The organism is Rhodococcus sp. IEGM 1379, assembly GCF_030056815.1.
Lineage (GTDB): Bacteria > Actinomycetota > Actinomycetes > Mycobacteriales > Mycobacteriaceae > Rhodococcus_F.
On record NZ_JASHKR010000004.1, the window covers coordinates 148276 to 160230 of the forward strand.

Genomic DNA, 11955 nt, shown 5'->3' on the forward strand with positions numbered 1-11955 from the left:
GGATACTCCACCGTGACATCCGCGTCGTCGTCACTCGGCCCCTTCGGGGAGCGGAACCGACCAGGCCAGGGTGGTGCCTGTTCCGGCAGTAGTTCGCAGTTCAAATGTTCCGCCGAGTTCGGACGCCCGATCGGCCAAATTATTCAACCCGCGACGGCGAATTCCCAGTGGAATACCGACTCCGTCGTCCGCCACTGTGAGCGTCAAATCGTCCTGCACGTCTACGGTGACAGTTACCGCCGATGCCTCCGCATGTCGCACCACGTTACTGAGTGCCTCTCTCAACACAGCCTCGACATGGTCCCCCATCTGCGAATCGACCACGGAGAGTGGTCCTTTCACTTGCAAAGTCACCTTCAGGTCTGTGTCAGCGGTTACTGCTGCGATAACGCTGTGGAGGCGACTACGGAGAGTGGGCACTTCGTCGTCGGAGGCGTGCAGATCGAATATAGTTCGACGGATGTCCTGAATGATGTCCTGCAAGTCGTCGATCGTCCCTTTGAGCCTTCGTTGAACTTCTGGCGAACGCGCGCGTTGCAAAGTCGCTTGCACCGACAGACCTACCGCAAACACCCGCTGGATGACGTGGTCGTGCAGGTCTCGGGCGATCCGATCACGATCCGAGAGTACGTCGAGTTCACGCATCCGTTGTTGATTTCCGGCCAGGCGGAGCGCGACCGCACCTTGATCTGCAAACGCAGACATCAAGGACACTTGATCCGGCCGATAAGGCTGAGCATCTCGAGCTTTCAGAACTGCCAGTACACCCATGACTTGGTGACCGTCGCGCAACGGTAGAACAATTGTGGGACCGTATGTCTGTTCGTCACTGAAGCCCGGATCGAACTCCAGAGAGTCGACAGTAATCGGCTTCTTCAACCGGTAGGCCTGCCCGGATGTCGAACTGTCCACAGGGATTCCACGCCCGACGAGGATCTCGGAATTCAGACCGCTCGCGACGGTGATGACCAACTCGGTCACGTCCGCGGACGTCAGTTCGGGATCCGGCGGCACCGCCAGGAACGCACAGTCCGATTGTGTGAGCGACAAAGATCTGTCCGATATCAACTGCAAAACCTCGAGCGCGTCGACACCCGCCAACAATGCGGTCGCTACCTCACTCGTCGCGCGCTGCCATTCTTGTTTGATCTGAGCCTGCGCGTACAACTGCGAGTTGTCGATCGCGATTCCCGCCGCCGATGCAAGAGCTCGAACAATCATCTCGTCATGCGCGGTGAAGGACCGACCGTTCGACTTCTCGGTCAGATAAAGGTTGCCGAACACCGTGCCTCTGGTTTGAATGGGGACACCGAGGAAGGTATGCATCGGCGGGTGATGCTCCGGGAATCCGACGGACGCCTCGTGCTGCGACAGATCATCCAAGCGAAGCGATTGCGGATCCGAGATCAAGACACCGAGTACACCGCGCCCACGTGGCAGATCCCCGATCAGTTCACGGGTCGCTTCGTCAATTCCCTCGTACACGAATTGTTCCAACCGGTCACCCTCACCACGAACACCCAGCGCACCGAACTTCGCGTCGACCAACGTGATTGCAGATCTTACGATCGTGCGCAGCGTGACATCCAGATCAAGTCCTGCGGACACTGCGAGCAACGCTTTCAGGAGTCCGTCGAGGTGGGCGCCACCGTCCGACGGGATACCCGCTCCGACCTGACTCGGTTCAAAAAGAGCTTCGGAACGTGGTTTTTCGTCAGTCATGTCCGTGGCAAATGCTCATGCATCTTGGTTGCGAGAATCGCAGCTTGTGTACGGCGTTCGACGCCCAACTTGCTCAGTAGTCGAGATACGTAGTTCTTCACGGTCTTCTCCGCCAAGAACATCCTCGCCGCGATCTGTCGGTTGGTCAGCCCCTCCCCCAGCAATCCCAGCAAGACACGCTCTTGGTCGGTCAATTCCTCGAACGGACCATTCTTGTCTGCGGCGTCGGTACGCAATTTCGCCATCAACGCCGCTGCAGCACGGTTGTCGAGCAGAGACTTTCCCGATCCGACGTCACGGACTGCCCGGGTCAGATCCAAGCCCCGGATGTCCTTTACGACGTATCCACTGGCGCCGGCCAGGATCGCGTCCAACATCGCCTGATCGTCTTCGAACGACGTAAGAATCAGGCACCGCAGTCCCGGTAGCTTCGACAGCAGTTCCCGACACAGTTCGATGCCGTTTCCATCGGGTAGTCGAACGTCGAGAACGGCTACGTCTGGTTCGAGAGCCGGAATTCGCGCAATCGCGTGTGCATAGTTCGACGCTTCACCGACAACACGGAGTTCTGGATCGTCGTCGAGTAACTCCGCCAGACCACGGCGCACGACCTCGTGGTCGTCGACCAGAAACACATCGATCATCAAGACGTCCATTCTCCACGCAGGTAGACAAGAATACCCACACTCCACGACTACCCATCGGCGAACGAACCAATCAACTCGTCGAGAAAACGTCGGCCACCGACCTGCGGGCCGTCAATACCGGCGGAGTACCGTTCGGGGCACGTCCGATGCGCACCAGCATCTGCGGAACCCCGATCTCGGGCACAATCCGGTGAATCACCGAACGACTCCTCGGCACCTCGGTCACGTGGGACAGCGGGCAGGTCGCCGCCCCACACACCGTCGCTTCGAGCAAGACAGCGGACAGCGCCCGCCCACAGTGCAGCCAATCGGTTCGGGTGTCAGTCGGCGTTCCGAATGCGAGCACAGTCGACTCGTCAACCGAACCGGATTCTTCCGGCGGCGCATTGTGCCGTGAGGGGAAGGTACGACCGATCGGAACTCCTGCCGCACCCGAAACGAGCGACGTCTCCGGGATACCACCTGATGTCAGGGAATGCCCCGCCCACCAATGCAACTCGGCCTGATACTCCGGATCGTAACGCCGTGCCGACGCTGTCGATTCAGTCGCCTCGAGAAGTCCTTCCCTCTGAACCGGATCCAGTGCGACAACACTGACCCCCAATTCACGGGCCTGACCAACAGCACGCTCGACCAGAGCGTCCATACCTTCGAAGACCCCGAATGCGCGACGATCTGTCCGTCTGCGACGGATAGCTGTGAGCATGTCGAAATCATGTGAGCGCGGACGCGCATCACGCCGAAAGCTGATCGTGGCAAGCAGGTTCGGGGACACCGAACGCTCTTCGTATCGAATGTCGGTGCTCCAGCGCAGTCCCAGGAGTCCCACGCTCAAGTGGTGTAGCGCGGCGCCGCAACTGATATGAAGCTGTCGACCGGTCGGGTCTGTCGCCGGCAAAAGTCTGGTGTGGTCACCGAGAAGCTGCAGCTGACCGTCGACGTACTTCCATCGCCACGGCTGACTGTTGTGCAACGAGGGGGCTCGGCACGCCAGATCAACGGCGAGCTGTAGAACGCTCGAGTCGGGTCGGGTGAGGTCCATTTCTACTCCGGTATCGACTGATGAACGGCCCGGATGCGGCTGTCAGTTGAAGCGTCGCAGCACTCGGCCATCCGCAGAAGTGCCGATTGTCACCGCTTTACCGAAATCTGGAATCGAGAACACCCACGAAAAAGAAGGTGACAACGGAAAGGACCTTTTCCTCTGCTAGTACACCCGCCGCTGTCCGACGATTCAAAGACAGTCCCACTACTCGTGTCTCGAATACCGAAGGAGAACAGTCGTGAGAATCAATCCACCGGTAGTCGTCGGATTCGACGGATCGACGCAATCGTGCGACGCCGTGTGGTGGGGTGCACGTGACGCCGCTCTTCGCGGCGCGCCACTGCTCCTGGTCACGACGATATTCACGCCGACCACCTATGGCGTTCCGATCGGTATGCCCGCAACCTACTTCGACGAGCAGGAAGGGGCGGCGAAGAAGCGACTGACGGAAGCTACCGAACTGGCCAAGGCCGCCATCGGCAAACGCAAACTAGAGATCGAGGTCGAACTCGCCGAGGATCCACCAATTTCTGTACTTCGACAGATCTCCAAGACCGCTCGGACCGTGGTTGTCGGAACCCGCGGGCACGGTGAATACACCGGTGGGTTGGTCGGTTCGGTGAGTTCGTCCCTGGCAGTGCACGCACTGTGTCCGGTCGTCGTCGTTCGTGGTCTCGCAGATGACGGACTTGCTGGTGACGGACTCGACGATGACGCGCGCCCTGTGGTCGTCGGAGTCGACGGAAGTATTCACAGTCAACCTGCCATTGCTGCAGCCTTCGAGGAGGCCTCCTTGCGGGGCGTCGATTTGGTTGCGGTCCATGCCTGGTCGGATGTTGTTCTCGAAGTGGTCTTCTCGAAGTTCGAGAATGTCGATTGGCAAGCGCGGCAGGACACCGAACGCGCGCTGCTGGCGGAAAGCCTGGCCGGATTCGGTGATCGATATCCGGACGTGAGTGTGAACACCGTCGTGGTCAAGGACAAGCCCGGCCAGAATCTGATCGACCATTCCGGACGCGCTCAATTGATCGTTCTCGGTCGGCGCGGACGCGGCGGTTTCAGCGGCATGCTTCTCGGAAGCACATGCCGGGAAGTCCTTCACGGCGCGCAGTGTCCGCTCATGGTCGTCAACAGTCATCGGTGACCATGGTGCAAACAGAAACACCATCTCGGGCGTCGATCATGATCGGCGGCAAGGCCTTTCGTGCCGTTCTGTTCGACATGGACGGCGTGGTCACCGACACCGCGCGTCTCCACCTTGCGGCGTGGCATCGTCTGTTCCAGGACCTGACCGAGCGCGGCGATGTGGGAAACGTGGAGCTCAATGACGACGATTACCGGCAATACATCGACGGAAAGGACCGGGGACGAGGCCTGATGTCCTACCTCGATTCGCGCCGCGTAGTGGTACCGCCCGGAACTCCTGACGACTCCCCGAACGCCATCACGATCCGTAACCTCCTTCGCCGCAAGAACACTTACTTTCTGGACGAACTCGATCGCAATGGCGTCGAGGTGATCGCTCCCACGGTCCGATGGATTCAGCAACTACGCTCGATGGGCGTCCGCACTGCTGTTGTGTCGGCAAGCAAAAATGCGCGGTTCGTGCTCGATCGAGCGGGACTCACCAACTACTTCGATGCTCGCGTTGACGGAATCGATACTGCAACTCTCGGCTTGTCCGGCAAGCCCGACCCCGATACCTACATAGAAGCTGCACGGAGACTGTCAATGTCGCCATCTGAATGCGTTGTCGTCGAAGACGCGACCGCCGGAATCCGCGCCGGCCGTTCCGGGGGCTTCGGACTCTGCGTCGGTTTGGGTCCCACGGAGAATTTTGCAGCCTTGACCGAGAGTGGCGCAGACGTGGCGGTATCCGATGTCAGCCAGATCGATTACCTACAACCATGATCGCTACGTCAGTCGGACTGTGGCACCCGGATGGAGTTGCACAACCTGACCGCGGCACTCGATCTCGATCGACGGCTGGTTTCCCATCCCGGCGCTGACCTGCACTACCTTGCCGTTGATGCGCAGACGCAGACGGTGTCCCCGGTAGAAAATGGGAAACTCCAAGGTCCCGAGCGGTTCTGGCCAGTGCGGGGAGAAGATCAGGCGGTCACCTCGCGTCTCGAGCCCAGTGAAGCACCTTTGCACTAGGTCGACGCTACCGGCCATGGCGGCCAAGTGAATTCCCTCCGAGGTGGTGCCACCCTGTATATCGGCAATGTCAGATTTGAGCGCCAGGTCAAAAAATTCCATGGCCCGGTCGCGATTGGCTCTGGCCAGCACCCAGGAATGGACGACGCCACTCAGCGTCGAACCGTGTGAAGTACGTGCCATGTAATAGTCGATGGTCCTCGGAATGGCGTCACCCGCAAATTCGTAGCCCAAACCGTCGAAGATGCAACGTAACTCGTCAGCGGACAGTAGGTAGAACAGCATCACCACGTCGGCCTGCTTCGACGCCTTGTAGCAGTTGACGTCATCACCCTCTGCTTCGAGGATTCGATCGAGACGTTGAATGTCGCTGTAGCGCAAGCGATATTCTTCCCAATCCAGTTCCGGAAGGTCTGCGTATCCTTCGAACTGGCTAATGACCTGATCGTGAAACGGAACGAACATTCTGCGAGTGATATCCCGCCAACGCTCGATCTCCTCAGCGGGCAGGCCCAGCGTCTGAGTGAGGTCCGACCGGATCTGAAGCGGGACCACGTCGAGCGCCTCGAGTGCCCGCAGAATCACCCATACCGACATGACATTGGTATAGGCGTTGTTGTCGATCCCATCGTAGGGAGCGCTCGGGTATCCGGAATGGAACTCGTCAGGTCCGATGACGCCGCGGATGACGTACCGGCCGCATGCCTGATCGAAGGAGGCAAGACCCGCGTAGAAACGAGCGATCTCCACCAACATCTCAGCACCGCAATCGATCAGGTACTCGAGATCTCCGGTCACCTGGTAGTACTGCCAGACGTTGTACGCGATCGCGATGCCGATGTGGTGCTGGCGCCGGCTCGGATCCGGGTTCCAGCGACCGGATCTCGGATTGAGATGCAGTTGCTGACTCTCCTCCCGTCCGTCGCTACCCGACTGCCACGGGAACATCGCGCCCTGCTGACCGGCTTCTATCGCGGCCCGGCGGGCCTCCCCCAAACGTCCGTACCGGTACCGGAGCAACGACCGGGTCAGCTTAGGTAGGCGCAGGTTCAGCACTGAAAAAACGAACAACTCGTCCCAGAAGATATGACCGCGGTAGGCCTCGCCGTGCAATCCGCGAGCCGGCACGCCCGCGTCACGGTCGGCAGTGTTCGGTGAGACCGTCTGCAACAGATGAAGAAGGTGGAACCGGATGACGCGCAGTGCGTGTCCGTGGCCGTCGAGGTCGATGCCCATGCGGTCCCACAGACCCACCATCGCAAGCACGTGATCTTCGAGCACCACGTCGAAACGGCCCAGACGAGGGAGCCAGCGCTCGGCTTCGTCGGCCGGCTCGGACAACGCGTGATCGCGTCCGGTGAACAGAGTCACCATCTTCTCCAGAGTCACCAAGCAGCCCACTTCGAGGTGCAGAGTGATGTCGTGCCCGATCCGGCCGTCGCCTTCCACCAGTCGGTACTCGCTGGGAAAGGGCTCTCCATTGCGCCACACGGTATTTCGTGCCGCCATCGCAACCGGTATCCGGGAGTTGTTGGTCTGCACCGCGAGCAGCACTGTGTTGTCGGACAGTGCAGTGGTCTGCAGCAATTCGAGGTGGTGACCGCCGAGTTCGTGATAGCGCTCGACCAGCGCGTTGTGGACCGTGCCGTCCAGTTGCGAGCGGATCTCGAGTTTGCCCGACCAGTCTTCGGCCACAACCCTCATCTGGAGGGCACAGGCATGCGCGAGATGCATGGCAACAAATCTTCGCTGGACAACCGAGGTGGTCCGGCCCTCGTTGTCGCGTATTCGGATCCGACGAGTCAGAACGCCCCGGCGAAGATCGACGTACTGGCTGTACTCGAGAACCTCCGCGGCGTCGATATCGAACCACGGCCCGCCCTCGATCCGGAACGTCACCGGCAACCAGTTCGGCAGGTTCACGATGCTCTCGTTGTCGACCGTGATCCCGGATACTTCGTCCTGCAGGCGGTTGAAGATGCCGGCAGCGTACGTACCCGGGTAGTGCACGACCCCAGCGCGGGACTCCGGTGCGCATCCGCGAGTGGCGAAAGCTCCGTTACCTACCGTGCAGAGCGCTTCCCTCAACTTCTCGGTAGTGGGGTCGTACCCGTCGAAGAACACCGTCCAGGGATCGTCGGGCGGCGGCACAGTCTCCGGACCGCTTCCCAGCAAATCTGCCAGCCATTGCAACAATTGGCGGACCTGGTCGGGGCTATCGACCGCAAACCGAGCGGCCGACTGCCGATCACCGTCCTCGAAGTGGCGCACCACGATTCCGACGCCGCGGTCCGCCAGCGCAACGAAGGCGTCCTCATCGGTGAGGTCGTCGCCGATGTAGATCGGCAGCACGTTATCGGTGTGCGCGAGGTGATCGAGAATCCAGTCCAGAGTCCGGCCTTTGTCCCAGTCGACGTCGGGGCGAAGCTCGGTGACCTTGCGTCCGCTGGTGACACGGAACCCGGCTCGATCAGCGACCTCATGGACCGTGGCGACAACCTCGTCGACCCTGTCGACGTCGACGTTCCGATGATGAACGGCAACAGCAAAATGCTTGTGCTCCACCACAACCCCCGGCACACCCGACAAACGGCTCCGAAGCGCTTCTGCGGCACGCTCGAGGTTCGGGACCGAAGCCAGGGCCGCATCATTTCGGTTGTGTTGTCCGTCCGGTCCGACGAGTTCGAAACCATGACTACCCGCGTACCAGATCCCGGTCAGACCGACTCTGCCCTGTACGTCTGCCAGATCGCGGCCACTGATCACACCCACCGGGCAACTACGAGCCAGCGTGGCAAGCTCTTCTGCTACGCCGTCGACCAGAGTGGCAGCGGTCGGGTCGTTCACGATGCGAGAGAGGGTGCCGTCGAAGTCCAGAAAGACTGCGGGTCGCCGGGAACGCACGAGAACGGTCAACTGATCTCGCGACGTCAGAGCTTCCGGTATTTCCGACATTCGGCGGTCGTTACGGCGAGGGTCGATGGCAGTTCTAGTCATGAAATCAACTCCTGTGATGCATGTTCATCGACACTTTCGCCGCCGGGCCGTCTGACAATCACCAGTGGGCACGGAGTTCTATGCAACAGGGCTGAACCTGTTGAGCCGAGAGCCATCCCGGCGAAGCCGCCCCGTCCCCGATTTCCCACCACAACCAGCTGGGCATCACCCGCCAACGCTAGGAGATGGTGCACGGGCCGGTCCCGAACCAGATTCTGCCGCACCCCGACGTCAGGGAACCGCTTCCACCACCGGGACACACTTTCCGCCAGCACCAACCGCCCGGCTTCCTCCACCGCGGCGCGAACCTCAGCCCCCGCATCGACCTGAATCGTTGACAGATCTTGGTCGAAACAAGCATGCAGCACAATCAGTGCCGCTCCGTGAAGCGCACATTCCTCGAAGGCGAGGCCGATAGCCGGTTCGCTGTTCATCGACCCGTCAACACCGACCACGACGGGTCCCGAACTATCCTTGACCCTTGACCAACCGTCGATCACGACCACCGGGCAATGCGCTTGACGAGCCACCGCCGAGCTCACCGAGCCGATAAGCCCGCCGGAGAACTCGCCGAGCCCGCGGCGTCCGAGCACGATCATCACGGCCTCCTCGGAGCGATCGATCAGCACTCCCGGCGCGTACTGGAGCGACACCTCTGTCTGGATTTCGATCGGTTCGCCATCTGTCGCCGCTCTGGCCACTCCGAGGGCCGCAGCAAGCACTCGAGCTGCCCGAGCGTGTAACTCGCGGGCCAGGTGCGGACCATCATCCGTTCGACGATACGTGGTGCAGCACAAGAGAAGTAATGGCACCGCACGCAGAGTTGCCTCGCGTGCGGCCCACCGCAACGCATCCAGCGAATGCTGGGATCCATCGATTCCCACAATGATCGGAGGTCTGACCACGGCGACCTCCACAGCGATAGATGTCGGCGTCCACGGCCAACAAGTGCTTCACCATTGCTCCATCCACGCCCCTTCCCGCGGAGTGGTTCAGGGAGCTGGTCCCACCGCAAAGCCGGCATTCGCAAGATCGGCAAACTCCGGGTCCGCACGTGAACCGTCGGCGTGGACCTCGACGTATCGGGCCGAATAACCCCGAGGATCGGCAACACTTCCGACCACCGGTCGCCGCTCGAGCACAATTGCCCCAGGCCACCGTGCATGTACAGCATTGATCAACAGCGCGCCATCGACATCACCCGTCGAAATGGGGCCACCCTCACCGACTACCGCTACTCGTCGACCGTCCGTCAACATCCACACCCCGACGGGAAAGGATCGGACGTCACCATCTCCGGCGATTGCCACCGTCTCCCCAACCGCGCTCACAAGATGTGCAGACTCCCGAGGTTCCATCGTGCCTCCCTGAGTAGGGTCACCGATACCGTCACCGATGCCCACGGTGAGTGTCACCCTCTACGTTAGACGGACACTCCGCATCTGACCCATGCCTTCGAACACCGGTGAGATGGTCCAAAGACCCTTTTTAATGCACCTGGCGACTCTCACGCCGGGCCCCTCGTCACGGAACAATTCGAACTGAGGCCCGCACTTGAGCCCCGACACACATCTTTGGATTCGGACTCAAGCATCGGGACCAACAACCTGCGTGGAGGAATTGATGAGAGCCCTGGTCACAGCCGCAAGTCGACACGGTTCGACGGATGAGATCGCCGAAGCACTCGCCGGCGTCCTCCGTGACAACGGTGCCGAAGTCGACCTCATCGAACCGGCCGCAGTCCACGAAATCACCGACTACGACACAATCGTCCTCGGCAGCGCGATCTACCTCGGCCACTGGATGAACGACGCAAAGAGCTTCGCGGAACGATTCGCCGACGCACTGCGCCTCCGACAGGTCTGGCTGTTCTCGTCCGGCCCGGTCGGCGACCAGGACCCACCTGTCGGAGATCCGGCCGACATCGCCGCTCTGTTGAAAGCGACAGGTGCAGTGGAACACCGCTTGTTCGCCGGCAAACTTGATCGAAGTGAACTCGGTTTCGGTGAACGAGTGGCCGTAAGGGTCGTGCACGCACCGGAAGGCGACTATCGCGATTGGAACGCGGTGCGCGATTGGGCAGAAACAATTCTCGGTACGCCCCGGTACACACGGCATCTGGAACCCGAAGGAACACCATGACTACGCCTGCACCAATCGTCGTCGGAGTTGACCGTTCCGACAGTGCATTGAATGCCGTTCGGTGGGCCGCCCGCGAAGCGGTACTGCGCCGGCGACCGTTGCACTTGGTTGCCGCAATGCCCGGTTCACCCAACACATTCCGGCACGCAGTCCAATTGGGAGCACCCCACTTTCCGGATCAACGGTACGAGGCTCGCGAGCGGCTGTCGAAAGCACATACGGTGGCGCTGGACTCTGCCGCCGACGCAGCAATTGGCAGCACGGCAGTGGGCAACGCACGACTCTCCGTGGTCGAGCATCTGCGATTCGGGAACACCGTCGAGATCCTTCTCGGTGAATCACGAAACGCGGCAATGCTCGTCGTAGGCTCACGCGGACTTGATCAACTCGCCGACGGAATACTCGGATCCATCAGCGCGGCAGTAGTACTGCATGCAGAGTGCCCGGTGGCGGTCATTCGTTGCCTTCCCGAATCAGAACGGCCACCACTCGACGGTCCCGTCGTGGTCGGTATCGACGGAACGGAAAACAGCGAACCGGCAATCTCGGAAGCGTTCGAAACGGCGTCCCTCCACGGAGTAGATCTTGTTGCCGTCCATGCGTGGAGCGATTCCCGTCTCACAACGGCTTTCCCCTCCGACCCCGACGGCGTTGCCCTGGATTGGAACGCGATTTCCACTGCCGAACATGCCGTGCTCTCCGAAAGGCTTGCCGGTTGGCGGGAAAAGTATCCGGATGTCGCAATCCGGCAGGTTGTCGTGCATGACAGACCCGCCCGGCAATTGATCACCGAATCGAAATCAGCACAACTGGTGGTCGTCGGCAGGCGCGGCCGTGGCGGATTCACCTCGATGCTCCTCGGTTCCACCAGTCGACGCCTCATGCACACTGCGGTGTGCCCGCTACTGATCGTGCACTCACCCCGCACTCCCTGAACAAATACCGAAACCCATTGCACATCATAGTGATCGGCTGAAAAAATGACCATTCACTTCGAGCCGTCCTTTCACACGGATTCGATAACCATCTCCGAACAACATGACCTGACCGTCCAGCGTCTCACAGCAGAGTTCTGCGGCCTCATCTCCTCGGAATCCATCGGCATCGTCGTCGACGGTTGCGTGGCCGACTTGTCGTGGGCGTCAAAACTTGCTCTGCCGGAACTGAGCGAACGCCTTGCGCGACAACGGATCATCGATTATCTCGACTGCAAGGCAAAAGACTTCGAATGAACGGGTGAGA

Annotated in this window: 11 protein-coding genes; 5 read left to right on the forward strand and 6 right to left on the reverse strand. The window is 60.5% G+C overall.

The features are described 5' to 3' along the window. Positions 1-30 precede the first annotated feature (30 nt). The 3 genes from QM600_RS04310 to QM600_RS04320 form a co-directional block, all read right to left on the reverse strand. Positions 31-1722: a sensor histidine kinase gene (locus QM600_RS04310; RefSeq protein ID WP_283260244.1), complete on the reverse strand. Its 1692-nt coding sequence runs from the start codon at positions 1720-1722 to the stop codon at positions 31-33. Next, on the reverse strand, positions 1719-2366 hold the full coding sequence (locus tag QM600_RS04315) for a response regulator transcription factor (protein ID WP_283260284.1): 648 nt from the start codon (positions 2364-2366) through the stop codon (positions 1719-1721). Before QM600_RS04315 ends, QM600_RS04310 begins: the two co-directional genes overlap by 4 nt. A 73-nt stretch (positions 2367-2439) precedes the next feature. Further along, positions 2440-3411, reverse strand: coding sequence for an Acg family FMN-binding oxidoreductase (locus QM600_RS04320; RefSeq protein ID WP_283260245.1), 972 nt, complete (start codon positions 3409-3411; stop codon positions 2440-2442). A 241-nt stretch (positions 3412-3652) separates the two neighbouring features. Here QM600_RS04320 and QM600_RS04325 point away from each other — a divergent pair, with 241 nt between their 5' ends. Continuing rightward, positions 3653-4558, forward strand: coding sequence for a universal stress protein (locus QM600_RS04325; RefSeq protein ID WP_283260246.1), 906 nt, complete (start codon positions 3653-3655; stop codon positions 4556-4558). Between the two features lie 2 nt (positions 4559-4560). Then, positions 4561-5325 carry an HAD family hydrolase gene (locus QM600_RS04330; RefSeq protein ID WP_283260247.1) on the forward strand — a complete coding sequence of 255 codons (765 nt, stop codon included), beginning with the start codon at positions 4561-4563 and terminating at the stop codon, positions 5323-5325. A 3-nt stretch (positions 5326-5328) separates the two neighbouring features. On the opposite strand, the gene otsB is transcribed toward QM600_RS04330, so the two are convergent. From otsB to QM600_RS04345, 3 genes are all read right to left on the reverse strand, one after another. Beyond that, on the reverse strand, positions 5329-8571 hold the full coding sequence (gene otsB / locus QM600_RS04335; RefSeq protein ID WP_283260248.1) for a trehalose-phosphatase: 3243 nt from the start codon (positions 8569-8571) through the stop codon (positions 5329-5331). After that, positions 8568-9476: a universal stress protein gene (locus QM600_RS04340; protein WP_283260249.1), complete on the reverse strand. Its 909-nt coding sequence runs from the start codon at positions 9474-9476 to the stop codon at positions 8568-8570. Before QM600_RS04340 ends, otsB begins: the two co-directional genes overlap by 4 nt. Before the next feature lie 87 nt (positions 9477-9563). Continuing rightward, positions 9564-9986, reverse strand: coding sequence for a hypothetical protein (locus QM600_RS04345; RefSeq protein WP_283260250.1), 423 nt, complete (start codon positions 9984-9986; stop codon positions 9564-9566). Positions 9987-10194: 208 nt separating this feature from the next. Here QM600_RS04345 and QM600_RS04350 point away from each other — a divergent pair, with 208 nt between their 5' ends. From QM600_RS04350 to QM600_RS04360, 3 genes are read left to right on the forward strand one after another with little or no spacing between them, the layout of a single operon-like run. Further along, a complete protein-coding gene (locus QM600_RS04350; protein WP_283260251.1) occupies positions 10195-10713 on the forward strand; it encodes a flavodoxin domain-containing protein in 519 nt (172 codons plus the stop codon). After that, a complete protein-coding gene (locus QM600_RS04355; protein ID WP_283260252.1) occupies positions 10710-11648 on the forward strand; it encodes a universal stress protein in 939 nt (312 codons plus the stop codon). Before QM600_RS04350 ends, QM600_RS04355 begins: the two co-directional genes overlap by 4 nt. A gap of 45 nt (positions 11649-11693) precedes the next feature. Then, positions 11694-11945 carry a hypothetical protein gene (locus QM600_RS04360; protein WP_283260253.1) on the forward strand — a complete coding sequence of 84 codons (252 nt, stop codon included), beginning with the start codon at positions 11694-11696 and terminating at the stop codon, positions 11943-11945. Positions 11946-11955 lie beyond the last annotated feature (10 nt).

Bases quoted from the DNA above. Each gene is read 5' to 3' on its own strand.
- QM600_RS04310 (WP_283260244.1), bottom strand. From the start codon at position 1,722: ATGACTGACGAAAAACCACGTTCCGAAGCTCTTTTTGAACCGAGTCAG.
- QM600_RS04315 (WP_283260284.1), bottom strand. From the start codon at position 2,366: ATGATCGATGTGTTTCTGGTCGACGACCACGAGGTCGTGCGCCGTGGT.
- QM600_RS04320 (WP_283260245.1), bottom strand. From the start codon at position 3,411: ATGGACCTCACCCGACCCGACTCGAGCGTTCTACAGCTCGCCGTTGAT.
- QM600_RS04330 (WP_283260247.1), top strand. From the start codon at position 4,561: ATGGTGCAAACAGAAACACCATCTCGGGCGTCGATCATGATCGGCGGC.
- otsB (WP_283260248.1), bottom strand. From the start codon at position 8,571: ATGACTAGAACTGCCATCGACCCTCGCCGTAACGACCGCCGAATGTCG.
- QM600_RS04350 (WP_283260251.1), top strand. From the start codon at position 10,195: ATGAGAGCCCTGGTCACAGCCGCAAGTCGACACGGTTCGACGGATGAG.
- QM600_RS04355 (WP_283260252.1), top strand. From the start codon at position 10,710: ATGACTACGCCTGCACCAATCGTCGTCGGAGTTGACCGTTCCGACAGT.
- QM600_RS04360 (WP_283260253.1), top strand. From the start codon at position 11,694: ATGACCATTCACTTCGAGCCGTCCTTTCACACGGATTCGATAACCATC.